At 68.3% G+C, this 23,845-nt stretch carries 27 protein-coding genes and 1 tRNA gene; 15 read left to right on the top strand and 13 right to left on the bottom strand.

The features are described from left to right. Position 1 precedes the first annotated feature (1 nt). Positions 2-223 (bottom strand): hypothetical protein, encoded by a 222-nt coding sequence (locus ACHAA4_RS04810; protein WP_435773058.1) that lies wholly within the window; start codon positions 221-223, stop codon positions 2-4. 126 nt (positions 224-349) lie between these two features. Between ACHAA4_RS04810 and ACHAA4_RS04815 the strand changes: the two genes are divergently transcribed. After that, positions 350-676, top strand: coding sequence for a hypothetical protein (locus ACHAA4_RS04815; protein ID WP_435773059.1), 327 nt, complete (start codon positions 350-352; stop codon positions 674-676). Between the two features lie 14 nt (positions 677-690). Here the strand turns inward: ACHAA4_RS04815 and ACHAA4_RS04820 are convergent, their stop codons facing one another. From ACHAA4_RS04820 to ACHAA4_RS04855, 8 genes are read right to left on the bottom strand one after another with little or no spacing between them, the layout of a single operon-like run. After that, the gene (locus ACHAA4_RS04820; RefSeq protein ID WP_435773060.1) at positions 691-1,233 is read right to left on the bottom strand and encodes a Na+/H+ antiporter subunit E; all 543 of its coding nucleotides are present in this window, start codon (positions 1,231-1,233) and stop codon (positions 691-693) included. Next, a complete protein-coding gene (locus ACHAA4_RS04825; RefSeq protein WP_435773061.1) occupies positions 1,230-3,101 on the bottom strand; it encodes a complex I subunit 5 family protein in 1,872 nt (623 codons plus the stop codon). The genes ACHAA4_RS04820 and ACHAA4_RS04825 overlap by 4 nt, the downstream gene beginning before the upstream one ends. Further along, the gene (locus tag ACHAA4_RS04830) at positions 3,101-4,663 is read right to left on the bottom strand and encodes a complex I subunit 5 family protein (RefSeq protein ID WP_435773062.1); all 1,563 of its coding nucleotides are present in this window, start codon (positions 4,661-4,663) and stop codon (positions 3,101-3,103) included. Before ACHAA4_RS04830 ends, ACHAA4_RS04825 begins: the two co-directional genes overlap by 1 nt. After that, complete coding sequence (locus ACHAA4_RS04835; protein ID WP_435773063.1) at positions 4,657-6,318, bottom strand: complex I subunit 5 family protein; 1,662 nt, start codon at positions 6,316-6,318, stop codon at positions 4,657-4,659. Before ACHAA4_RS04835 ends, ACHAA4_RS04830 begins: the two co-directional genes overlap by 7 nt. Positions 6,319-6,326: 8 nt before the next feature. Continuing rightward, entirely contained in the window at positions 6,327-6,719 is a 393-nt protein-coding gene (locus ACHAA4_RS04840) for an NADH-quinone oxidoreductase subunit K (RefSeq protein ID WP_435773064.1), read from the bottom strand. Next, positions 6,719-7,693, bottom strand: coding sequence for a hydrogenase subunit MbhD domain-containing protein (locus ACHAA4_RS04845; protein WP_435773065.1), 975 nt, complete (start codon positions 7,691-7,693; stop codon positions 6,719-6,721). Before ACHAA4_RS04845 ends, ACHAA4_RS04840 begins: the two co-directional genes overlap by 1 nt. Beyond that, positions 7,690-8,037 (bottom strand): cation:proton antiporter, encoded by a 348-nt coding sequence (locus ACHAA4_RS04850; protein ID WP_435773066.1) that lies wholly within the window; start codon positions 8,035-8,037, stop codon positions 7,690-7,692. The genes ACHAA4_RS04845 and ACHAA4_RS04850 overlap by 4 nt, the downstream gene beginning before the upstream one ends. Beyond that, entirely contained in the window at positions 8,034-8,315 is a 282-nt protein-coding gene (locus ACHAA4_RS04855) for a hypothetical protein (protein WP_435773067.1), read from the bottom strand. Before ACHAA4_RS04855 ends, ACHAA4_RS04850 begins: the two co-directional genes overlap by 4 nt. 259 nt (positions 8,316-8,574) lie before the next feature. Here ACHAA4_RS04855 and ACHAA4_RS04860 point away from each other — a divergent pair, with 259 nt between their 5' ends. From ACHAA4_RS04860 to ACHAA4_RS04895, 8 genes are all read left to right on the top strand, one after another. Continuing rightward, positions 8,575-9,504 (top strand): carbohydrate ABC transporter permease, encoded by a 930-nt coding sequence (locus ACHAA4_RS04860; RefSeq protein ID WP_435773068.1) that lies wholly within the window; start codon positions 8,575-8,577, stop codon positions 9,502-9,504. After that, positions 9,501-10,460: a carbohydrate ABC transporter permease gene (locus ACHAA4_RS04865; RefSeq protein WP_435773069.1), complete on the top strand. Its 960-nt coding sequence runs from the start codon at positions 9,501-9,503 to the stop codon at positions 10,458-10,460. Before ACHAA4_RS04860 ends, ACHAA4_RS04865 begins: the two co-directional genes overlap by 4 nt. 95 nt (positions 10,461-10,555) lie before the next feature. Beyond that, positions 10,556-11,875, top strand: coding sequence for an ABC transporter substrate-binding protein (locus ACHAA4_RS04870; protein WP_435773070.1), 1,320 nt, complete (start codon positions 10,556-10,558; stop codon positions 11,873-11,875). A 168-nt stretch (positions 11,876-12,043) separates the two neighbouring features. Beyond that, positions 12,044-12,763, top strand: coding sequence for a dienelactone hydrolase family protein (locus tag ACHAA4_RS04875; RefSeq protein WP_435773071.1), 720 nt, complete (start codon positions 12,044-12,046; stop codon positions 12,761-12,763). Between the two features lie 95 nt (positions 12,764-12,858). Beyond that, positions 12,859-13,404, top strand: coding sequence for a dimethylamine monooxygenase subunit DmmA family protein (locus ACHAA4_RS04880; protein WP_435773072.1), 546 nt, complete (start codon positions 12,859-12,861; stop codon positions 13,402-13,404). Continuing rightward, a complete protein-coding gene (locus ACHAA4_RS04885) occupies positions 13,401-14,336 on the top strand; it encodes a PDR/VanB family oxidoreductase (RefSeq protein WP_435773073.1) in 936 nt (311 codons plus the stop codon). Before ACHAA4_RS04880 ends, ACHAA4_RS04885 begins: the two co-directional genes overlap by 4 nt. Next, complete coding sequence (locus ACHAA4_RS04890; RefSeq protein ID WP_435773074.1) at positions 14,333-15,346, top strand: heme-dependent oxidative N-demethylase family protein; 1,014 nt, start codon at positions 14,333-14,335, stop codon at positions 15,344-15,346. Before ACHAA4_RS04885 ends, ACHAA4_RS04890 begins: the two co-directional genes overlap by 4 nt. Before the next feature lie 9 nt (positions 15,347-15,355). After that, the gene (locus ACHAA4_RS04895; protein WP_435773075.1) at positions 15,356-16,168 is read left to right on the top strand and encodes a LysR family substrate-binding domain-containing protein; all 813 of its coding nucleotides are present in this window, start codon (positions 15,356-15,358) and stop codon (positions 16,166-16,168) included. On the opposite strand, the gene thiE is transcribed toward ACHAA4_RS04895, so the two are convergent. From thiE to ACHAA4_RS04915, 4 genes are all read right to left on the bottom strand, one after another. Continuing rightward, positions 16,065-16,793 (bottom strand): thiamine phosphate synthase, encoded by a 729-nt coding sequence (gene thiE / locus ACHAA4_RS04900; protein WP_435773076.1) that lies wholly within the window; start codon positions 16,791-16,793, stop codon positions 16,065-16,067. The genes ACHAA4_RS04895 and thiE overlap by 104 nt on opposite strands. Positions 16,794-16,876: 83 nt before the next feature. After that, positions 16,877-18,697, bottom strand: a complete 1,821-nt coding sequence (locus tag ACHAA4_RS04905) for an ABC transporter ATP-binding protein (protein WP_435773077.1) — start codon at positions 18,695-18,697, stop codon at positions 16,877-16,879. A gap of 192 nt (positions 18,698-18,889) precedes the next feature. Beyond that, the gene (locus ACHAA4_RS04910; RefSeq protein WP_435773078.1) at positions 18,890-19,444 is read right to left on the bottom strand and encodes a type 1 glutamine amidotransferase domain-containing protein; all 555 of its coding nucleotides are present in this window, start codon (positions 19,442-19,444) and stop codon (positions 18,890-18,892) included. Positions 19,445-19,621: 177 nt separating this feature from the next. After that, positions 19,622-20,233 (bottom strand): malonic semialdehyde reductase, encoded by a 612-nt coding sequence (locus tag ACHAA4_RS04915; protein ID WP_435773079.1) that lies wholly within the window; start codon positions 20,231-20,233, stop codon positions 19,622-19,624. Between the two features lie 110 nt (positions 20,234-20,343). Between ACHAA4_RS04915 and ACHAA4_RS04920 the strand changes: the two genes are divergently transcribed. The 6 genes from ACHAA4_RS04920 (at position 20,344) to ACHAA4_RS04945 (ending at position 23,755) form a co-directional block, all read left to right on the top strand. Then, positions 20,344-20,928: an RNA polymerase sigma factor gene (locus tag ACHAA4_RS04920; RefSeq protein ID WP_435773080.1), complete on the top strand. Its 585-nt coding sequence runs from the start codon at positions 20,344-20,346 to the stop codon at positions 20,926-20,928. After that, on the top strand, positions 20,925-21,434 hold the full coding sequence (locus tag ACHAA4_RS04925) for a hypothetical protein (protein ID WP_435773081.1): 510 nt from the start codon (positions 20,925-20,927) through the stop codon (positions 21,432-21,434). Before ACHAA4_RS04920 ends, ACHAA4_RS04925 begins: the two co-directional genes overlap by 4 nt. After that, on the top strand, positions 21,427-21,846 hold the full coding sequence (locus ACHAA4_RS04930; RefSeq protein ID WP_435773082.1) for a hypothetical protein: 420 nt from the start codon (positions 21,427-21,429) through the stop codon (positions 21,844-21,846). Before ACHAA4_RS04925 ends, ACHAA4_RS04930 begins: the two co-directional genes overlap by 8 nt. A 52-nt stretch (positions 21,847-21,898) precedes the next feature. Continuing rightward, positions 21,899-22,291, top strand: a complete 393-nt coding sequence (locus ACHAA4_RS04935) for an Asp23/Gls24 family envelope stress response protein (protein ID WP_435773083.1) — start codon at positions 21,899-21,901, stop codon at positions 22,289-22,291. 146 nt (positions 22,292-22,437) lie between these two features. After that, positions 22,438-22,508: transfer RNA gene (locus ACHAA4_RS04940), tRNA-Gly, on the top strand. Between the two features lie 2 nt (positions 22,509-22,510). Then, positions 22,511-23,755 carry an FAD-dependent oxidoreductase gene (locus ACHAA4_RS04945; RefSeq protein WP_435773084.1) on the top strand — a complete coding sequence of 415 codons (1,245 nt, stop codon included), beginning with the start codon at positions 22,511-22,513 and terminating at the stop codon, positions 23,753-23,755. Positions 23,756-23,845 lie beyond the last annotated feature (90 nt).

Below are 23,845 nucleotides of genomic sequence, written 5' to 3' on the forward strand. Positions count from 1 at the left end.
GCTAGGACAGCGCGTCCTGGGCCTCGCCCTCGCTTTGAGCCTCAGTCCTCCGCCGAGCCTTGGCGTTGCCCAGTGCCAGGACCAGGGCGGTGCCCAGCATCACCAGCGCCAGCCCCCAGCCCAAGGGTGCCGTGTAGTCCGGGGCTTGCGGAATGGCAGAGAGCACGATGCCGATCGGGGCGAAGAACAACAGCCCATTGATGACGTTCTTGCTGCGTGCCATGTGTTCACCCTCATCGTCTGTGGCGGGATTGTGATCCGAGTCTCCAGGTTATCGGAATGCCGGCACGGCACAGGAAACCGCACGTCAGGGGTTGACGGACGGGGTGCAGGTCGATCTGATGGAGGCATGGAGCTGTTTCTCCCCATCACTGCATTGATCATCGGATCTGTATTGTTCACGATGTCATTCCGCATGCTCATCCAGGCGAATCCCAACGAGCGCATCCCCCAGCTCTGGGGGCGGCCCGCGCGTCACCCGGGCAGGATCTACGTCATCCGCGCGGCAGCCATCGGTTTCCTGTTCCTCGCTGTCTTCGAACTGAGCGGGTCGATCGGCTACGCCAGCGTGCTGCTGGTCGCGCTGGCCGGCCTGCCGGCATGGGCGTTGAACATCCTGCACAACCGCCGGGTCGCACGGGGCCAGCACGGTCAAGGAGCAGGACAGCCGGCGTGAGGGTCGGGCCAGCCTCATACCCCGAACGCGGCACCGACCCGGCGCTGGAGTCGCGCCCACTGGTCTGCGGGATCCAGCTGCGGGGAGAGCGTGTGCAGCTGCACCGCGGCGGGCGTCAGGACCGGGCCCTCGGCGGTGTTGTCCGCGGGCTCACCGTCGACGGTCACCACCTGCTGGACCATCGATCCGGGCATCAGGTTCATCATCACCAGGGCGAGCTGGCGGGCATGGCCAGGCTCCAGCGCGATGGGCGCAACCACTACGCCGGGATTGATGTCGACCGGACGGGACAGCACTCGACGCGCCACATCGACCCCGCCGATCACCGACTGCCCGAGGAACCAGCCGAGCAGCGTCATCGAGGACCCCAATCGGCGCGGCCATGCACCCGGAGAGCTCCTCGAGGACGGCGGAAGCAGCACCAGGCTCAGCGCCGTGGCCAGCGTCACCGAGACCACACCGTAGGTCACGTAGTCCGCGCCACCGCCGGAGAGCGCCCACCAGAGCAGTCCCAACACCACGGCGCGCAGCACTGCCGCCAGCACGAAGGCACTCATAGACTCCTCCCCGCAATGAGCATCGTGGCCACCGTGACCACGCTCAACAGCACCACCAGCGTCAGGCCGGTGGACTCCCAGCGGCCCAAGCGGGCCTCCGTCCAGGAGACTCCGCGTCGACCGCGCTGAGCCGCGGAGGACCAGAAGCTGCCCCACCGCTGCGCTGCGGCGTGGGTGAATCCATGCGCGCCGTCCAGGGCCCTGCCCCCACCGGATCCGACCCGGCGCAGCAGCGACTCCTCCGCCACCAGCAGATCCCCGGGGGGAATCGCCGCCTTCTCGCTGCTGGTCAGCCGCGCCGGCAGCCACCCGCGGCGGGCAGCACCCCAGGCCAGCCCCGCGAGTAAAACCCCGAGCAGGATCGGCCAGGTCGCATCCCACAGGGTGCTCCGCTCCCAGCTGGGCACGGCGACGCCCTCGGCCTGCACTGGGTCGGTCACCCACCGGGCGCCGATCACCCAGGGCACCACGATCCCCGCCGCGCAGACGCCCAGCCAGGAGAACAGCTCCCCATCGGCTCGACGGCGCGGGTCACGGTCTGCCGTCCAGAGGACCGCCGCGAAGCGCAGCAGCAGCAGGGTGGAACCGGTGGCGACCAGCGGGAGCAGCTGGTCGAGACCCACGCCGAGCACCTGGATCCCGCTCACCGCCTCCTTGGACACATACTTGCCGAACGCGCCAGAGGTCAGCGGGGCACCGGCCACCGCCAGTCCCGCGCCGAGCATCCCGAGCAGCACCAGGATCCCGGTTCGGCCCCGGGCGTAGTGCTTGACCACCGGCACTCCCAGGAACAGGGCGCCCTTGGCCAGGCCGTGGTGCACCGCGTAGATCACCGCAGCCGCCGACGTCGCCGCCTGCAGCTCGGGGACCATCAGGCCCACCGCAACCAGCGCGGTGATGAACCCCATCTGCGAGATGGTCGAATAGGCCAGCACGACCTTCGGATCGTGCTGGAGGACCCCGAGGACGACGGCGGCGAAGGCGCCTGTCAGCGCCAGAGCCATCAGCACCGCCCCGGCGGTCTCACCTTCGGGAAGGAAGCGCAGCCAGCCGATCAGCCCGGCCTTGACCATGGCCCCGGAGAGCACCGCCGAGGCGGCCGGCGGCGCGGCGGGATGGGCCAGCGGCAGCCACACGTGCAGCGGAACCGTGCCGGCCTTGACCCCGAACCCGAAGAAGAGCAGCCCCTGGATCAGACCGGGGTGCGCGGTGCCCGCCGCGTCTGCAGAGTCGGTGAGCAGGAACCCGCCGGCGGAGGTCAGCAGGATCAGCGCGGCCAGGATGGCGGTCTCGGACAGCACCGACATCACCAGGTAGACCCGGGTGGCACGCCGCGCGGCAGGAGTCCGGTAGTGGATCACCAGCCCGGCCGCCGAGAAGCTCATCAAAGCGAAGGACAGATAGAAGCTGGCGGCGTCGGCAGCGAGGTAGGTGCCGATGTTGCCGGAGTAGCTGAGCAGCAGGAACGCCGAGAGCGCGCCCGAGCCGCGTTCGGTGTCACGCAGCTTGATCCAGCTGATCGCCAGCAGCCCGGCCCCGTAGAGCAGCGCCGCAATCAGCAGCAGCGGCCTGGCATAGAGATCCACCGCAAAGTGCGCCCCGAAGAGCAGCCACGGCACCTCCAGGGCGGCGGCCTGGGACCCTGGCTCCGCCAGCAGCGCGAGCAGCACCGCAGGAACCACGGCCAGCGGCGCGAACAGGGTCAGCCGGCGGCGCAGCGTGAAGGCCTGCCCCGGACGCAGCAGCCCGGCCAGTCCGAGCACCAGCACGAGGACCAGCGGGGTCACCAGGGACACCGCGATCAGGGACGGTGAGAACAGCGGTGGTGAGGCCAACGCCGGTGAGAACAGCACTGGTGTGGCGAGCATCAGTCCAGCACCCCCTCGGCGATGAACCGGGCGACCTGCAGCGGGGCGAAGGCCAGGGAGGCGGCGATCCCGACGAAGAGGGTCAGCCCAGCGGTGATCAGCGCCGGGGCCAGCAGGCTCTTGGGCTCCTTCACACGCAGCGGATCCGCGGAGTCGGCCGACTCGGCGTCTCCGCTGACCAGCGTCTTCGGGTCCACCTCATCGGGGTCGGCGAACCACAGCGCGTAGACCACGGGCAGGAAATAGGCGGCGTTGAGCAACGAGGACCCGACCAGCATCCACAGCACCCACGGATGCTCCGAGGCGAGTGCCCCGGTGCCCAGCTGCCATTTGGAGATGAACCCGGCAGTGGGCGGCAGCCCGATCATGCCGAAGGCGCCCACGGTGAACGCGGCCGAGGTCAGCGGCATCCGGCGTCCAGCTCCGCGGAGCTGGCTCACCGTATGGGCGCGGATCACCTCGGCGAAGAGTCCCGCGCAGAAGAACAGCGTCACCTTCATCAGTCCCTGGTGCACCAGGTGCACGATGCCGCCGCTGGTGGCAAGCACATTGACCATCGCCACTCCGAGCACCACGTAGCTGACCTGGGAGATCGTGGAATAGGCGAGCCGCTTCTTGATCTCCTGCTGACGCAGCGCCTGGTAGGAGCCGTAGAGGATCGTGAAGGCCGCGAGGATCAGCAGTGGGGTCAGCACTCCTAGCTCAGCGGCGGCCTCCACCCCGAAGACGTCGTGGAGCACCCGCACGATCCCGAACACGCCGGCCTTGACCACCGCCACCGCGTGCAGCAGCGCGGAGACCGGAGCCGGAGCCACCATCGCCAGCGGCAGCCAGCCGTGCAGCGGGAACAGCGCCGCCTTGACCCCGAGCCCGCCCACGAGCAGCACGAAGATCAGCAGCGCCGGCACCGGGTTCGCGCGCACCAGCTCGGAGACGCCCTCGGCGCCGCCGTCGGCGAAGCCCACCGGACCCACGTACATGGTCAGCCAGACCACCCCGATGAGCACCGCGAGTCCGCCCCCGAGTGCGTAGCGCAGGTAGATCCGAGCGGCCCGGAGCGAAGCGGGGGTGCCCCAGTGCGCCACCAGCGGATAGGTCACCACGGTGAGCAGCTCATAGAACACCAGGAAGGTGATCAGGTTCCCGGAGAACGAGATGCCCACGGTGGCGGTCACACAGAGGCTGAAGAACCCGAAGAACCTGCTCTTGTTCTTCGACCCGCGCAGGTACCCCAGCGCGTAGATGGTGGTCAGCAGCCACAGCAGCGAGGAGAGTCCCGCGAAGAACAGGGCCAGCGGATCCACCCGCAGGACCAGCTCGATGCCCGGCAGGAACGGCGCGGAGAACTCGGGCCGGGCGCCGTCGGCCACCACCGCCGGGACCAGGGCGATGATCAGCAGCACCTTGGTCACCGCGGCGGTCAGGTTGATCCCGGCGCGCAGCTTCACGCTGTTCTCGGGCAGCGGGAAGATCGCGACGGCGGCGGTCAGCGACAGCAGCACCATCACCACCGGGATCGCGGGCAGCAGCTCCGCCGGGATCTGCTCGAGCCAGGTCACCATGGGGCTCCCACCTCCAGGACTCCGGTGAACCAGACCCCGAGGAATCCGGTGAGCACGGTCAGCAGGCCCAGCACGAAGGGCGCCAGCTGCGCCTTACCGGTCTGGACGGGGTCATCCGGGTGGTTCTGGGCCTGCGGCAGGGTGAGCGCGGTCTGGTCGTCCTCGCTCATCACCAGCAGCGGCGCCACGGCCTTGAGCAGGTAGGCGGCGCTGAACAGCGTTCCGGCCACCAGGACCACCAGGATCCAGTAGTGTCCGGCGGCGACGGCGGAGGTGGCCAGCAGCCATTTCCCGGTGAACCCCAGGGACAGCGGCAGCCCGATCAGGCCCACCGCGCTGAGCCCCATGCCCAGCACCAGCATCGGATGCGCCCGACCGGCGCCGCGCAGATCCGCGATCTCATCGGTGCCATAGAGGTCTTTGAGGTGCCCGGCGGACAGGAAGAGGCTGGCCTTGGCTAACCCATGTCCCAGCGCCAGCGCCACGGTGCCGCCCAGCGCACCCGCCAGCACGGCACCGTCCTCCAGAGTCGTGCCCGGCTGCCCCTCCAGCGCGCTGGCCTCCGGATCCAGCAGCAGCGGCAGCAGCAGGAACCAATAGCCGACCTGCGCCACCGTCGAATACGCGATCAGCGGCTTGAGCCGGCTCTGCCGCAGCGCCATCACCGACCCCAGCAGGATCGCGGCGGCACCCATCCCGGCGAGCACCCAGGCCAGGAAGGCCAGCTCAGGCAACGGACCCGCGACCCACAGCCAGGCCCGCAGCAGCACGAACAGCGCCGCCTTGATGACCAGGGCGGAGAGCAGCGGCGAGACCGCGCTGGGCGCCGAGGAGTGCGCCGGGATCAGCCACCGGTGCAGCGGCACCAGGGCCACCTTCAGCGTCAGTCCCAGGCTGATCAGGCACAGCGCGAGCACGACGGCGGCGATGTCGGCGTCGTCCCCTGCGGCGAGCTCCGCGATGACCTCACCCGAGGCGATGGTGTCCAGGGTGCCGGTCACCGAGTAGATGAGCGCCACCCCGATCAGGAAGAGCAGCGAGCCGAGCACCGCGATGAAGAGGTAGCGCAGCGCGGCGGGCCAGGCGTCGCGGCCGCCCAGCGCCACCAGTGAGACGGCGGTCAGTCCCACCAGCTCCAGGCCCACATAGGTGTTGAACAGGTCCCCGGAGAGGAAGACCGCGTTGAGTCCGGACCAGCAGCCCAGCCACAGCGGCCAGAACCCGGCGTGGCCTGCGCGCCAGACCGCGGAGGGTTCGGCGCGGGCGTGGACGTCTGCGTGCGGAGGTGCGTCCGCGGGGCCGTCCCGACGCGTCCCCGCGGCTGCCGGGACCAGTCGTTTTCCTGTGGCGGCGGGGCGCGCGGCGGCGTAGCAGCTGACCACCGCGCCGACGATCGCGGTCATCGCCAGGAACAGTGCGGAGAGGCCGTCGGCGCGCAGGGTGATGCCCAGCGGGGACTCGAAGCCGCCCAGGGCGAGCTCCAGGGTGTCCCCAGAGGTGACCTGGACCAGGATCGGAGTGACCAGGCCGAGCACCGCCACGGAGGTGATCACGCCCAGGACCCGTCGGGCCGAGGAGCCCAACAGCACGCTCAGCGCGCTGGCCAGCAGCGGGAGCAGCACCACGGCAGCCAGACAGAACAGGGTGAGACTCATGGGTGTGGTCACTCCTGGGCCCCCGCATCCCCGGAGCGGTCGGGGTTCTGGACGTCGTCCTGGTCTTGGGCGCCCTCGATCCGACGGATCAGCACCACGCCCAGTCCGGTGAAGGCCACCGTGAGCACCAGCCCGGTGATCACCAGCGCCGAGAGCACCGGATCGATCCCGGACCCTGCGCCGGCGGCGTCCCCGGGCTCCGACGTGCGGGACGCCAGGGCGAGGATGGTCATCAGCGAGCCGATGCCGGTGACGTTGAGCGCGATCAGCCGGGCGACCAGGTCTCGGGTGAGCAGCATCCGCACCAGCCCGATCACCGCGATCGCCGTGCCGAGCAGCAGGTACCACTGCATCTGGGTCAGCTCGATCGCGTCCACGCTCAGGCCTCTCTGCGCGAGCATCATGAGCCGCCCGCCCGCCGCGCTGCAGTCTCCAGGCTCGTGCTCTCCCAGCCGGGGTTCTCCAGGCAGAGGTAGATCGTATAGAGACCGGCCGCGATCCCCAGCGTCAGCAGGATCTCCACGGTGAGCAGCACTGGGAAGGAGAACGGCGTGTCCAGGTGCACCAGGGCGGCCAGGATGAACACGACGACGCCGGCCACCAGCGCCGGGCGCAGCCAGCTCGCGGTGAGCTTCTCCATGGGCACCTGGGCGCTGCGCAGCAGGATCAGCACTGCGCAGAGCACCGCCCCGGATTGGAACGCCCCGCCGGAGTCGGTGCTGCCGGCGAAGAGCAGCCACAGCCCGGCAAGGAACAACACCGGGGCGAACACCCGGATCAGCCAGTGCAGGCTCGCCGGGATCGCTGGCTGCGGGCTCAGTGCGGCCCAGAGTCCCGCGCGGGATCCCACGTCACCCTGGCCCAGCGCGAGCACCGCGACGGCGGTGAGCATCAGCACCGCGGACTCCAGCAGCGTGTCGTAGAAGCGGAAGACCAGAAGCACCCCGGTGATCTCATGCTCCACCCCGGTCAGGTCCATGTTCGCGGCGAGCGCGGCATCCCAGGCGGGCAGCGACTGCTCAGCGCGCAGCCAGACGGCCGCGACGACGATGATCAGCGCGACGGCGCTGAGCGTTCCCACCACCGGGCGCAGCCATGGCCACTGCGGAGCGGCGGCAGCATCGGGGGAGGGCTGAGCGGGGGATCGCACCGAGACCCACACCAACAGCGCGGCGAGGATCCCACCGCCGACCCCGGCCTCGGCCAGCGCCACATCCACGCTGCCCAGTCGCAGCCAGGCCAGCGTGGTCAGTACGCCCAGGCCGAGCAGGCCCATGGACTGCGCGAACCGCGACCGCGGAAGGACGGTGCACAGCACCGACGCGAGCAGCCCGGCGCCGAGCACCAGATCTGCCGCCGGCACGCCGTCCGTCATGACCTGGGCTCCGGCGACTCGCGCTCAACTGACCCGCGTTGAACTGACCCATGTTCAGCCGACTCGTCCCCAGCGTCGATCCCGCCGAGCACATGCGCCGAGATCGACGCCGCGCCCAAGGCCAACACCCAGGTCAGCGCCAGCACCACTGCCCCGGTCCAGCTGCCCATCAGCAGCGCGATGCCGGCGAGCACCAGCCCGAGGCCCAGGTTGTCGGCCTTGGTCAGCGCATGCAGGCGGCTGCGGAGATCCGGGAACCGGATCAGGCCCAGGGTGCCCACGGTGAAGAAGAAGGTCCCGGCAAGGATCAGGGCCATCGCCACGATCTGACTGAGCTCGCTCATGCCGACTCCTCCGCGGGTGAGCGGTGCCGGGGCAGCCCGGCGCGCACCGCCGCGGCGACCGCCGCCGTCCCGGTGAGGACCAGGGCCACGTCGAGGTACCGGGCGCCGTCGTCGGACAGCGCGGCGAGCACCGCGGCCAGCGCTGCACCGGTGGTGCCGGTGAGCAGGACCACCAGCAGCCAGTTCCCCTCCAGCCCGCGGCGGGCGAACACCGCCAGAGCGAGCACGTAGTTGGCGAGCAGCACTGCGAAGACGCCCAGCAGCACCAGTTCGATCATCGCCGCTCCTCATTCGCCAGGAAGTCGTCGCCAAGCCGGAATGTGTCATCGTCCGCATCAGGCTTCGTCCACGTCAGTCGTCGACCTGCGTGGTCAACCCCCACCAGCCTAGCGAGCCGCGCCCGAGCGGCAGGACATACACTGAGCACCTGTGATCTGTCTCTCACTTTGGGCGGGTTCACGTGGAGTTCACCCGTTGTCATCCTCTCCGTCGGTGACGTGGCTAACATGAGTTCAGTAGAGACTGGAAGGAACCTGGATGAGCCCTGCTGTGCAGACCGAGCTGGAGCGAAAGCGTGTCCGCGCGCATCGCCGACGGCAATCGAAGAACTGGTCGCTGTTCCTGCTCTTCGCCGGCCCCAACATCCTGCTGATCCTCGCGTTCATCTACTACCCGCTGTTCTCCAACATGTACTACTCCACCCTGGACTGGCGGCTGGGCTCCTCCAGCGCCACCCAGATCGGACTGGAGAACTACGTGGCGTTCTTCACCTCGGACTCCGGTCTGGAGGTCTGGCGGGTGACCGGCATCTTCACCGCCGGCGCGGTCCTGGGCTCGATGATCCTGGGGCTGCTGATCGCGCTGGTGCTGAACAAGAAGATCCCGGGCAAGACCGCGGCCCGCACCGCCGTGTTCTCCCCCTACGTGCTCTCCGGCGTCGGCGTCGCGATGGTGTGGAACTTCATCTTCGACCCCACCCGCGGCGGCCTCTCGCACATCCTGGGCTTCTTCGGAATCAGCTCGCCGGAGTGGTACCTCAATGAGGACTGGTCGCTGTTCATGGTGATCATCGTCTACGTCTGGAAGAACCTCGGCTACTGCGCGGTGGTCTTCCTCGCCGGGCTGCAGTCCATCCCGAAGGACCTGATCGAGGCCGCGACCATCGACCGGGCCGGCCCGATCCGCCGCTTCGTCTCGGTCACGCTGCCGCTGCTGACCCCCACGGTGTTCTTCCTGCTGGTCACCAACATCCTCTTCTCGATGACCAACGCCTTCGACATCCTGCGCACCATGACCCCGACCGGTCACGGCACCAACACCATCATCTTCGAGATCTACCTGCAGTCCTTCGGCGCCTACCAGCGGGCCGGCTACTCCGCGGCCATCGCCGTGGTGCTCTTCTTCACCTTGTTCCTCATCACCGCTGTCCAGCTGCGCTTCGTCGAGCGGAAGGTGCACTACTCATGAGCCTCACCCGATCGCGACCTCCCGTGGAAGACGCCCGGCCCCGCGACATCGCCCCGCAGAAGAAGCAGAAGCTGACCAAGGCCGAGCGCAGGCAGAGGCGCCGCGGCGGCTGGCTGGACGCGTTCAGCCGACAGAACCTGGCCGACACGATCCTCACCGGATACCTGCCGATCATCGTGGCGCTGATCATCATCGTGCTGCCGCTGGCCTGGATGGTCTCCTCCAGCTTCAAGCCGCCCAGCGAGATCGTCACGCTGAACCCCACCCTTCTGCCGCAGGACCCCTCGATGAGCAACTACGGCGACGTCGTGGATCGGGTCCCGCTGCTGACCATGTTCGGCAACAGCATCTACGTGACCATCGTCGGGTCCAGCATCAAGGTGTTCCTGGCGGTCACCACCGCCTACGCGCTGGTCTTCATCAAGGTGCCCGGCCGGAACTTCATCTTCCTGGGGATCCTGGTGGCGCTCATGGTCCCGCCCGAGGTCTCGATGCTGCCGAACTACCTGACGATCACCGGCCTCGGCGGCCGCGACACCCTCTGGGGCATCATCCTGCCGGGACTGGGCACCGCCTTCGGCACCTTCCTGCTGCGCCAGCACTTCATGGCCCTCCCCAAGGAGATGTTCGAGGCGGCCGAGCTCGACGGCGCCGGACACGTGCGCAAGCTCTTCCAGATCGCGGCCCCGGTGTCGATCCCGGCCATCGCGACCGTCGGGCTGGTCACCGTGGTCAATGAGTGGAACAGCTTCCTGTGGCCGCTGGTGATCACCGGCAGCGCAGAGAAGATGACCCTTCCGGTGGGTCTGAACCTGCTGCAGTCAGTGGAATCCCAGGCCGGCAGCTACGGGATCCTGATGGCCGGCGCGGTGATCGTGATCGTGCCGATGCTCATCATCTTCGCGGCCCTGCAGAAGTACATCGTGGCGGGACTCACTCAGGGCTCGGTGAAATGACCCCAGCCCCGACGCTCACCGCCCGGACGCACCACGCCACCTAGACCTCCCTGTACCGAATCCGAATCAGTCACCGCACCACAAGGAGCACCATGATGAAAAAGATCAACAGCAGGACGACGACGGGCGTCGCAGCCCTGAGCATCGCCGTACTCGCACTGAGCGCCTGCGGCCCCGACACCTCCGGTGAAGAGCAGGAGGCCGGCGAGGGCGTGGACTGGGCCGAGGTCGAGCCCGCCGAGGAGATCGTCTTCTGGTCCAACCACCCCGGCGCCTCCGTGGACCAGGAGGAGGCCATGATCGAGGCCTTCACCGAGGAGACCGGCATCGAGGTGACCCTGGAGAACTCCGGTGCCACCTACGAGGAGACCTCCCAGGGGTTCCAGACCTCCCAGGGCACCGGCGCGACCCCCGACGTCGTCGTCCTCTCGGATGCCACGTGGTTCCCCAACTACCTCAACGATTCGCTGCTGGCGGTCGATGAGGTCCTTGAGGCCGCCGATGTCGACACCGACGGCTACGTCGAAGCGCTCTACGAGGACTACGTCTACGAGGACGCCCACTACGGTGTGCCGTATGCCCGCTCCACGCCGCTCTTCTACTACAACGCCGATCACTATGAAGAAGCGGGCATCGAGTCTCCCCCCGAGACCTGGGAGGAGGTCGGTGAGGTCTCCCAGCAGCTGATGGAAGCCGGGACCGCGGACTCCGCGTTCTCCTTCCCGCCTCAGGAGGAGTACCCCGCCTGGTGGATGCAGAACCTGATCTGGGGCTATGGCGGCTCCTGGTCTGAGGAGTGGGACTTCTCCGCAGTGTCCTCGGAGCAGACCGTGGAAGCCATCCAGTTTGCGCAGGACGCCACCGATGACTGGGCCTCGGTCTCCTCCGGTGATCCGGCCGACGACTTCGGCTCCGGCGCCACCAGCCAGATCGTGCAGTCCACCGGCTCCCTCGGCGGGATCCTGGACACCGCTGAGTTCGAGGTGGGCGTGGCCTTCCTCCCCGGCGGTCCGGAAGCTGAGGGTGAGACCCCCACCGGCGGTGCGGGTCTGATGATCTCGGCTGACTCCGAGCCCGAAGAGCAGCTGGCCGCGGCCATGTTCATCGGCTTCATGACCAACACCGAGAACACCGCGACGTTCTCCGAGGCCACCGGCTACATGCCGGTCCAGCAGGACGCCGACATGTCGGCAGTCTATGAGGAGACCCCGCAGTTCGAGGTGGCCGTCGAGCAGCTCGACCGCGCCCGCTCGCAGGACAACGCTCGAGTATTCCTCCCCGGCGGTGACCTGGAGCTCTCGCAGGCCCTGCAGGAGATCCTGACCAACGACGTGGACGTGGCCGAACAGATGGAGTCCGTGCAGTCCTCCCTCGAAGAGCTCTACGAGCGCGATCTCGCCTCTGAGCTCGAATAAGCACCGCAGCATCTGAAACATCGCAGCATCTCAGTTGCCGCAGCATCTGAGGCGCTGCAGTACGTGAACTACGGAGCCGCCGCTCGATCCCACAGGGTCGGGCGGCGGCTCCGTGCGTTCGGGGTCATCTCGAGTCCGAGAGATCCACGGGTTCGTTAGAGTCAGACCATGAGTGAACAGACCCCACACCAGAACACCACCTTCTCCCTCAACGGCAACGGCACCGGCACCGGCGAGCAGACCGGTCACGGCTACCTGGCGCTGCCCGAGAGCGGCTCCGGACCCGGCGTGATCGTGATCCAGGAGTGGTGGGGACTCACCGACCACATCAAGGACGTCACCGACCGTCTCGCCGCCGCTGGCTTCGTGGCACTTGCCCCAGACCTCTACGGCGGATCCATCACCCACGACGGGGATGAGGCCGGAGAGATGATGTCAAAGCTGCCCGCCGAGGAGGGCGCCCGGCTGCTCGCCGGCGCCACCGATCACCTGCTGGGACTGGACGCGGTCACCTCAGCCACCGCCGGGACCATCGGCTTCTGCATGGGCGGCGGGTTCGTGCTCGCCATGGCCGCCCAGCAGGGCGACAAGATCTCCGCCGCAGTGCCCTTCTACGGAGTGGGCCAGGGCGTCCCGGAGAGCTACACCGGGGTCACCGCCGCGGTGCAGGGCCACTACGCCGAACACGATGAGAGCTACCCGGTGGAGCAGGCCCGCGAGCAGGAGATGCAGATCCGCGCCGAGTCCGGCGCGGAGGTCACCTACTTCTACTACGACGCCGGCCACGCCTTCCACAACGACACCAACGCCATCGGCACCTACGATCCACAGCGCGCCCAGCTCGCCTGGGACCGTGCGCTGACGTTCCTCGAAGAGAAGGTGGCCTGACCCCAGCTCATCGCGCCGGGTGGGACTTCCACCGGTCCGTCGAGCGACGATATCGTGTCCGCTACAAAACCACTCTCTGACACCCGGGAGGGCAGATGGCGCCGGTCCTGGACCACACGAGCGTTCCTGAGTGGGCGCGGACGCCCACCGCGCAGCCGGTGGACCCCGCCGCCGCCTCCACCACGATCCTCAGCTTTTCCGCGACGGCGCTCGCCGAAGGGTGGAGCCGCGAACTGAGCGACCTGGCCATCGCACATCGCATCGTGGCGCTTCGACCGGGAGACCGCGCCGAGGAGCAGCGCATCATGACCGCGGAGCTCCAGCGCGCCGTCGTCGGGTGGAGGCTGATGCTCGCCGGACCGCTGACGGACGTCCTGCGCACCCGCGCACGGGCGCTGCAGGCCGGGCTGCTCGGCGCAGAGATCATCGTGGGCACCACGGAGGTGGACCGGGTTCCCGTCTCCTGCGCGCACTGTGCGACGACGACGCTCACCACCGCACGAGCGACCCGCCTCATCACATGTGCGGGCTGTGCGGAAACCTTGGTGGTCCACGATCACCTCTCGCCGCTGCGCGGAGGCTTCCTCGGGGTCACGCGCGCTCCGGAGCCGCGGTTGGAGCCGACGGGCGAGCCGGCATGAGCACCTTCACCCTGGAAGTCACCGACGTGGTGGACGCGGCCCCGGGGGTGCGCACGCTCACGCTGGCGCGTCCCGATCGTCGCTGGCTGCCGTCCTTCACCCCCGGGAGCCACCTGGTCCTTGAGTGTGGACCCACGGTCAACGCCTACTCCCTGCACGGGGAGTCCCAGATGCCGGAGGCCTACCTGATCTCGGTGCTCCGCTCGGGGTCCGGACAGGGCGGGTCTGGCTGGCTGCACGCGCGTCGCCCGGGGGACACGGTCCTCGCCCGCGCTCCGCGATCGCTGTTTCCTCCGGTGCAGAAGGCCAGCAGGTATCTGCTGATCGCCGCGGGCATCGGGGTCACCCCGATCCTCTCGCATCTGCGCGCCGCGGTCCGCTGGGGCCACCCGGTGGAGGTCCACTACCTGCACCGGCCCGGCCGTGGCGTCCACCTGGAGGAGCTGCGCGACCTCGCCGGCGGCTCACTGCACCGCTCCACCGACCGCGTCGAGTTCCGTGCCGCACTGGAGCAGCGTCTGCAGCGTCAGCCTCTCGGCACTCACCTCTACTGCTGCGGGCCGGAGAGCTTCATGGACGCGGTTTGCGAGATGGCCGCGCACCGGGGCTGGCCGGCCGAGCGGATCCACACCGAGCGTTTCGGCACCGACGTGCTCGAGGCGGGGGAGGCGTTCGACGTCGTCCTGAGCGTTTCGCAGAAGACCATCACGGTGGCACCCGGGCGGAGCCTCCTGGAGGAGCTCGAAGGCCAGGGGATCCCGGTGCCGAACCTCTGCCGGCAGGGATTCTGCGGGGAATGCCGGATCGACGTCACCGGTGGGATCCCGCTGCACCGCGATCACTACCTGCAGGACCATGAACGGGCCACCAATGATTCACTCATGTGCTGCGTCTCCCGAGCCGCCTCCGGCCCGCTGGAGGTGCCCCTGTGAGAGCCGAGTCGAGTACCGGTACCACCGCCGGGGATCGGGTCCGCGCCTTCCCGTTCCCCTTCGCCCAAGACAGCTATCGATACTCCACGAATCTGGGACCTGCAGGTCAGCCGGTGCAGACGCCGGCCGGCCGATGGGGAGACAGCGTGCTGCACATCGATGCTGGGTACGAGGCTGAACTCTCCGAGCGACAGGCCATCTTGAGCGCAGACCCCTCGCGGATGCAGGTGCTGCCGCATATGCGTCCGGCGGCGTGGGACGCCATGCTGACCCTGATGCAGGAGCTGGCTGCCGCCTATCCGGAGAGCATGACGCTGCGTCGGGACTCCGCCGGGACATTCTGGTGGACCAACCGGCGCCGTGGCATCGACCAGCGGTTCGTCTACGGAGATCCCCGCACGCTGCCGCAGGAGCCGCTGGCGTTCATCGGTGACCAGGTCCAGGAGGACATCGTCCTGCTGGACCAGCGCGAGGACCAGCTCTTCGTGGATGCCGGCCTGGTCTGTTTCGCGTCGAACTGGTCCTTCGGCTTCGATCTGGGCATGAGCTTCCTGGAGATCCACGGGCCGGTGCCGCGGGTCCATGACACCGGCGTCATCGCCCGAGCCCAGCAGCTGGTGATGCGCCTGCAGCCGGATGCCCCGTACCGCCGCACCAACTGGTCGCTCGCCATCGGGGGTCACCTCGACCTGTCCACCGAGAACTACCCCGAGTGGGGACCTGGCAGAGACCGGATCCACGACGTCGACGACGCCGCTTTCGGCGCCGAGCTGCACCTGCGGGTGGAGGTTCAGCACCTGCTGCGACTCCCGGAATCCGGCTGTGTCATGTTCCTGATCCGCACCTACCAGCTCCCCTTCGAGGTCATCGCGGAGGTCGAGCCCTGGCGGGAGAGGCTGGCCGCCGTGCTCGCCGAGCTGCCCGAGGACATGGCCGATTACAAGGGCTTCAGCGCCTACCGCGACCGCGCCGTGGACTGGCTGAGGGCCCGAGCGGCGAGCGCTCCGTAGACTGATCCGATGAGACTGGGAGCCATACCGGGCGCGACGCCGGACAAATGGGTGACGCGCTGGCGTGAGCGGTACCCCGACTTCGCCCTGAGCGTGGACCGCTTCGATGAGGCAGGCCAGCTCGAACGCCTCCGGGCCGGCACCGTGGACGTCGGCTACATCCGATTCCCCGACGACGCGCAGGCACCTACCGGCGACGATCTGCACCGAGTCTGGCTCTACCGCGAGGCCCCGGTGGTCTGCGCCTCCCGCGACCACTGGGTGTCCGCCGCCGAGACCTCCGTGACCTGGGAGGAGATCGCCGGGGAGCCCTTCTTCGATCCGGCAGAGATGATCCCGGCGCCCGAGGTGGAGCAGGCCGCCGCCGACGACGTCCACACGCCCAAGCTGGGAGCCGATCTTGCGGCAGGGGAGCGGATGGCCCTGGAGGTCGTCGCCTCCGGTGCCGGCCTCGTGATCCTGCCGAACTCAGTGGCCCGGATGTTGGCCCGTCGGGACATCGTGATCCGTGAGGTCGAGGGCCTCCCCGGCTACGACGTGGGCCTGGCGTGGCTTCGTGAGGCCGATGGGCCGGTGATCCAGGAGTTCATCGGGGTGGCCCGCGGCCGGAAGCCCGGCAGCGGTCGCAGCGAGATCAGCACCGGCGTCGAGTCGAAGTCCGGCTCCACTTCCGGATCAAAGTCCGGCTCCAACCCTGAGTCGAAGCAGAAGTCAGGCTCTAAGCGGGCAGCTGCTCGCGCAGCGCCCGGGCGCTCGCGGCCGGGTCAGAAGCCTGCGTCACGGCGCGGACAACCACCACGCGGTCGGCGCCGGCCGCGGTGACCTCGCCGATGTTGGTCTCATCGATCCCACCGATGGCGAAGAACGCCTTGGAGCTCTCCAGGCCCGCCGCCTGGGCGGGAAGCTCGAGGCCGACGGCGGCCCGGCCAGGTTTCGTCGGGGTCTCCCAGATCGGACCGGTGCAGTAATAGTCCAGACCGATGTCTGAATCGGCCTCCCGGACCTGCTCGATGGTCTGGCAGGACCGCCCGATGACGACGTCGTCGCCCAGAACCATTCGGGCCTCTTCCGTGGTCAGGTCGTCCTGACCGACGTGGAAGACGTCGACCCCGGTGATCACGGCGACGTCGGCGCGATCGTTCGCGGCAGAGAGCCCGCCGTATTCATTGGCCACCTGGCGCAGCAGGGTGAGTGCAGCGATCTCGGTCTGCACCGCGACGCCCTTGTCGCGGATCTGGATGATGTCGACGCCGCCGGTGTAGGCGGCCACGAAGAAGTCGCGCAGCGCATCGAAGTCCAGCTCGTCCACCGGTCCCGCCTCGGGCCGGGTGATGAACCGCTGCAGATCGGTGCAGACGTAGAGCCGGGCCGAGACCAGTCGTTCACGGCGCAGATGGCCCATGTGGGAGGGGTGCGGAGTGTGTGCCATGGTCTCAGTCTCATTCATGTCTCCACATTAGGGCACCCCTGGTGGCTGTGCAGCGACCCGAGCCGAGACCGCGGAGATCCCGTTCTCCGAACCGGGGGACCTCACCCCCGATCCAGGCGCAGCGCCCCCACCAGATCCCGATAGAGCGCGTTCTCCCGCAACAGCTCCGCATGGGTGCCCGCACCGGTCACCCTCCCGGCATCCATCGCGATGATCTGGTCCGCGTCGACGACGGTGGAGAGTCGATGCGCCACGGTGATCACCGCCGCTCGGGAGGCGTGTTCGCGGATCGTGGCATGGATGGCGGCCTCGGTGATCCCGTCCACCTGCGCGGTGGCCTCATCCAGCAGCAGGATCCGCGGCCTCGCCAGAAGGGCGCGGGCCAGCGCGATCCGCTGGCGCTGCCCGCCCGAGAAGTTGGTGTCGGTGAGCCGCGCATCCAACCCTTCAGGGAGGCTCGAGATCTTCTCCGTGAGCTGGAGCCGGTCCAGGACGACCTCCAGCTCCCGCTCCGTGGCCGCCGGGTTGGAGAACACCAGATTCTCACGCAGCGTCCCGGGGATGACCGGGGTCTCCTGCTCGACATAGGCGAATGCGGCGCGCACCTGCGCGTGACTCAGCTGCGCATACGGGGTGCCGAAGAGCGCCAAAGTCCCGGCCGAGGGCTCCAGGAAACGCATCGCCAGGGCCAGCACCGTGGTCTTGCCTGCGCCGGAGGTCCCGACCAGGGCGACGTGACCACGAGCCGGGATCTTCAGATCCAGGTCAGCCACCGCCGGTGCGGAGTCTGCGCCATAGTGGGCGGTCACCGAGGTGAACTGCAGCGCCGGGGTGTCCCCTCTACGGGGATCGGGCTCACGCGCCGGGACCGTGCTGGGGAAGATCGGTGCGGCAGCGTCGTCGTCCTTGACGGAGGAGGGCACGATGCTCACATCTGCCTCCTCGGACTCCACCTGCAGCTGCTGGATCTGACTGATCCGACCGGCCGCGGCGAGCCCGGACTGCAGCGCGGTGAGGTCCTCGGTCAGCTCCATGACCGGGCCAGCGAGGCCCCACACGTAGAGCAGGAACGCCACCAGCACCGAGACGGTCATCTCCCCGATCGAGACCCGATATGCCCCGATCGCCAGCACCATGATCACCGAGGCATTGACCCCGGTCACCCCGATGGTCCAGGCGGCGGCCTGGATGCGCACCGAGCGGAGGCTCCAACGCCGTGACTCGGCCACGTGGTGCATCAGCACGGTGAAGCGGCGGGCCTCCGCGGTGGAGGACTTCACGGTCTTGATCGCCCGCACCGTACCTTCGAGCTCATCACCGAGCTCGCCGAGGCTGGCCTGGGCCTGCTCCTCCACCTTCGAGATCTGCGGCAGAAGGAAGGCGAAGGAGAGGACCACCAGCACCACGCAGACCAGCGTCGTGCCCAGGAGCACCAGGTCGAGGTACGCCATCAGCGCCAGCGATCCGATGAGCATGATGGTGCCGTTGACCAGGCCCACGATCGAGTTCGAGGCCGCCTCATTGAGCAGCAGCGTGTCCGAGGTGACCCGGGTGACCAGCTGGCCCGGTCCGCGCGTGAGCAGCTCGAAGACTCGAGCCCCGAGGTACCGGGTGATCATCGCGCGGCGCGCGTCATAGACCACGTCCTCGGCGAGCTTGCCCAGCATCACCCACTGGAACCAGGTCACCACCGCCCCCAGCACCAGCAGACCCACAAGCACGAGCACCGGGTCCCGCAGCGAGCCTCCGTCCGCGACGGTCTCGAGCACCCACTGGGTGACCAGAGGCGTGGCCAGCGCCATCGCGGACACCACCAGCGAGAGCACCAGCGCCAGCGCCAGGATGTGGGTGTAGGGGCGGGAGAAGGCCCAGAGCAGACGCATCCTGGTGGAGGTGGAAGCAGCGCCCTCGCTGGCCGACATGGACACTATTCAGACATGCGCCGATTCCGCGCACAATGACTCAAGACCCGGCGGTGACGCTCCGCCCAGAAGGCCTCCGCGCTGCAGGCGGCCGTTGCACACAGCTGCGGCCAGGACCCCTGTCGGATCCTGGCCGCAGCGCTCCCCCGCCATCAGCTCATCGGCGGAAGCGAGATGTTCATGTCCAGGTGTTCAGGACTTCGCGACCAGCGTCAGGAACGCGTGGTTGAAGTCCTCCAGGTCATCGGGGGTCCGGGATGTGACCAGACCGTTGCTGACGACGGCGGACTCGTCCACCCATTCGGCGCCGGCGTTGGTGAGGTCAGTCTTCAGGGACGGGTAGCTCGTGACCCGGCGGCCCTTGACCTGCTCGATGTCGGTGAGGATCCAGGAACCGTGGCAGATCGCGGCGACCGGCTTCTCGGCCTGGAAGAACGCGGAGACGAACTTCTTGGCGTCCTCATCGATACGCAGGCTGTCGGCGTTCAGGGTGCCGCCGGGCAGCACCAGAGCGTCGTAGTCGCCTGCGGAGGCGGAACCGAGCTGGACGTCCACGTCGAAGTGATCCGAGTGGTTCCAGTCCCCTTCCATCGCCTGCAGCGACTTCTCATTGGGGGAGACGATCTTCGCGGTTCCACCGGCCGCCTTGATGGCGGCGATCGGTTCGGTCAGCTCGGGCAGCTCGACCCCGTCGGTGACCAGCAGTGCGATGGTCTTGCCGGTGATCTGTGGTGAATTCTCAGCCATGATGATGCTCCTTGCGGTTGGTGGTCAGGTCAGGCCCTTGAAGGACTCATGCACCTGTCGAAACTAGTGCGTGGCGCTGGTCGGAGCCAGCGAGGCTCCTGCATGTGAGCTGATTCTCGACGTCGCTGCCACGTTGAGCGGCGCTCGCGGGCGCTGTGTTCCGGGTCCCGAAGCCGCTTAGTAGACCTGGGAGATCTCAGAGAAGTCGAAACGCTCGCCCCGCGGGTACTGAGCGTCCTCCTCGGTGCTGGGGCCATGGCCCACGTTGAGCACCATCAGGGTCTTCCAGCCCGTCTCTGCGTGGACCTCGGCGTCGACCCCGGGGGCATCCAGTCCCGCCATCGGCCCGACATCGAGACCGTGTGCGCGCAGCGCCACGATGAGATACCCGGCCTGCAGGAAGGCGTTGTCGCGCCCCATCTTCTCGCGGAACTCGAGCCGATCAGCGAACTTCTCCCGCAGGCCCTCCATCTGGGGATAGAGCGCGGGCATGTGCTCGTGCCAGTTCGGGTCATAGGCGAGGACCACGGTCAGTGGTGCCGCGGTGGTCTTCTTGCCGTTGTCACCCTTGAAGTGCTCGACGACGGCGTCGCGTCGTTCACCGGGGTTCAGCACGGTCAGGCGCATCGGCTGGCAGTTCATGGAGGTCGGTGCCCAGCGAGCGTCCTCGTAGGCCTGGTGGATCAACTCCAGGTCGACCGCACCTTCGGAGAAGAGGTGCGTCGTGTGCCGGCCCTCGAAGAGCCGGTGCATCGTCTCGCCGTCGAGTGCTGCAGTCGCCGTGGGCATGGATCTCCTCATGGTCGTGAATGTGCGCTTGAATTTGCCGGTTTTGGCTCCATCAGAGTGGAACGTTGAAGCCGCCCAAGTTCTTCCCAGTGTCTGTGTACTATTAGCCCATGTCACGGCAGACCACCGGCGCCGGAGCACCTTCCCCCGGTCCTGATGAGGTCACGCTGGTCGCGCGAGCCCAGGATGGTGACCTGATGGCATTCGAGCAGCTCGTGGACCGCTATGAATCCCGACTGCTCGGACTGTGCATCCGCATGCTGCGTAATCGCACGGATGCCGAGGACATCGTCCAGGACACCTTCCTCACCACCTGGCGAGGGCTGGACTCTCTGCAGGATCCAGCGGCCTTCAAGTCGTGGGTGTTCCGGCTCGCCAGCAATGGGTGTCTCGACTTCCTGCGACGCCGCGAGGTGCGCAGAACTGACGCTGTTGATCCTGACGACATGGTGGGAGAATCGGCGACAGGACCCTCCGTGGAAGACCGCGCCGAGACATCGGCGGCGGTCAGGGAGCTTGACCAGGTGCTCATCACGCTATCTCCGGAACAGCGGATCGCCTGGCTGCTCTACGAGATCGAGGGTCAGTCCTATGGCGAGATCGCGGAGGTGCTGGGCGTGTCCGAAGGGAGCGTGCGAGGACGGATCCATCGCGCACGCCTGGCCATCGTCGAGGGGATGAAAGGATGGGCATGACACAGCCGCCCTCAGACCCGCGTGAGCCTGCGGATCAGGATGTCTTCGGCGACATCAGCGAAGCCCAGGCGCTGGAGAGCTATGACCGGCTGCGCAGCGCGGTGGACGACTACAGGCGCACCGAGACCGCTGCGGGCGACCAGGTCAGCGGACTCAAGGCCCGCATCATGAGCATCGTCGAGGACGAGGCCGCGCGCGGCCCCAGCACCGCGCTCTACTCCTCCGCAGGGCTTCCCTACGTCATGACCACCGCCTCGCTGCGCGCACAGGTCAGGGCCGCCGTGGATGAAGAGCCCGGACTGCGCGCCCGCAGGGTCAAGGTCACCTCCGAGAGCGCGCCGGGCAAGCCGCTGGATCTTCGGGTGACGCTCACGATGGCGTTCGGACATTCCCTGATCGAGTTCGCCCCACGGCTGCGTGCTCGGATCGCCGAACGCATGGAGCTGATCATCGGCGTGAAGGCCGGTCACGTGGATCTGGTGGTGGAGGATGTCCACGATGAGTGATTCTCCGATGGACGATGCGCCAGACAATGTCGCCCCGGAAAAAGCTGCTTCGGACGACCGCGCCCCGCGCGCAGGCGCACCGGAGCGCGACCGTGTGGCCCTCGAGGCCGCAGTGGTCGAGTCCGTCTCCATGGTGCCCGGCGTGGCGCGCCTGGTGCCCAGCTTCCGACAGGTCCTCACCGCCGCCGCGCAGCGGCTGTTGAACTCCGAGACGACCCCGGCGACCGGCGTCGACATCGTCAGCGAGGCGACCGGCGTCGTCGTCTATGTCGATCTCTACATCGACGGCACCCGTCCGGCGGGCGTCGTGGTCGACGACGTCGACGCCCAGGTCCAGGCGCTGATGGTCGGTCATGACGGAGCCCCAGCACGGGTCAAGGTCCGCGTCATGGGTGTCATGGATGCTGGCTGACAGCACAGCATCAGGTTCTTCGCCCCGGACCGAGTCAGCCTTGAATCCACTCGTGACCGAACGCGGGATCACCACGGTCGAGGAGGTCGTGGTGCGCAAGCTGGCGGGCCTCGCGGCGCGCCAGGTGCCAGGGGTGCATGCCCTGGGCGGCGCAGCACGCCGTTCCTTCGATGCGATCTCCGAGCGGATCCCCGGCTCCCGCACGCAGGCCGGCAGCGGGGTCGCGGTGGAGAAGGGCCTCCGCCAGGCAGCCGTGGATCTCGTGGTGATCGTGGAATTCGGGGCGCCGATCGTCGAGGTCGCCCGGAACATCCGCCGCGAGGTTGTCCGCGTGGTGGAACACGGCACCGGCCTGGAGGTCGTCGAGGTCAACATCACGGTCGCCGATGTGCACATTCCCGGCGACGAGGACCCATCTGTGCAGCCGGACCGGGCGCTGGCCTGACCGCTGAGCCCTGGACTGCACCCTCGCTACGCACAGCCCAACCCTTCTGATCCGGGTTGGGCACTCGCATGCTTCGAACGCCTGGGCGGCGCGCACCCGTCCGGCGCACCTGGTAATCTCGAGACCTGGCCACTTCAGGCCAGAATGCGGGCGTAGCTTAATGGCAAAGCTTCTGCTTCCCAAGCAGACGACGCGGGTTCGATTCCCGTCGCCCGCTCTGTGAACACCAGGGCGAACACCGCAGTGATCGGCGCCGGCGTGATTGGGCTCTTGACCGCCTGGCAGCTGCGTCTGACCGGCCACGACGTCACCGTCATCGCGCCGAGCATCGCCCAGGACGCCTCCTGGGCCGCCGCCGGCATGCTCGCTCCGATCAGCGAGGTCCAATACGGCCAGGACGATCTCTGGCCGATCATGACCGCCTCTCGGGCGGAGTACCCGCAGTTCCTCGCCACGGTCTCCCGCGCCACCGATGTGCCCACCGGCTACCGCGAGAACGGCACGCTGCTCATCGCCGCCGACCGTTCCGACCGCGACGCCGTCGCCGAACTCGCCGTGGTCCAGCGCGAGCACGGCATGGAGGTCACCGCGCTGACCAGCTCCACCCTGCGCCGTCGTGAACCGGGCCTCGCCCCGGGGCTCGCGAAGGGCTTCGACATCCCCAGCGATCACCAGATCGATCCGCGTCAGCTCGTCGCCGCCACCCGCGCCGCACTTGAAGCCGAGCTGAACCCGCAGCAGTTCCCGGGCGCGGGGGCTCCGGTCCGCTGGCTCACGGCCACGGTCACCGCCGTCGGGGAGTCACCATCCGTCGACGAGTCCGCCGTGGGAGCCACGCCTGCTGAGCACGGCGCACCGGCTCAGCGCTTCACCGTCACCACCGACGACGGCGCAGCGCACCCGTTCAGCTCGGTGCTGCTGGTGCCCGGGCTCGGCTACTCCGGGATCGCCGGCCTTCCAGAGACCTGCCCGCTGGACCTGCGCCCGATCCACGGCGACGTGCTGCGCCTGCAGGTCAATCCGGCCCAGCTGATGCGCGGGGAGTCCCACATCCTCGACGCCACGGTCCGGGCGAAGGTCAACGGCCGCTCGGTCTACCTGGTCCCGCGCGCCGACGGCGGACTGGTCATCGGGGCGTCCTCTCGCGAGGACAGCCTCACCGGCACCCACGCCGGATCCGTCCAGGAGCTGCTCACCGACGCCGTCGCGGTGCTGCCCGGGGTCAAGGACATGGAACTCACCGAGATCACCACCCGAGCCCGTCCCGGCACACCGGATGAACGTCCCTTCCTCGGAGAGCTGCGCCCCGGACTGGTCGTCTCCACCGGATACTCCCGGCACGGCATCCTGCTCGCCCCGCTGGCCGCCCGGCTCGGAGCCGCACTCATGAAATCTGCACCGGAGCTCAGCGCAGAAGACCAGCAGCTTCTCGAGAGCATGCGGCTCACCCGGCACCGGGACTGACTCACTAGACTGGTCACGGCGTCGTCGCGCAGGCGGCGAGTCCTGGATCGGACCAGGAACACACCCGGCCCACGCCGTGTTGTGCCAAGA

It is taken from the genome of Nesterenkonia maliinae (assembly GCF_051262655.1).
In the GTDB taxonomy this organism is placed as follows: domain Bacteria; phylum Actinomycetota; class Actinomycetes; order Actinomycetales; family Micrococcaceae; genus Nesterenkonia.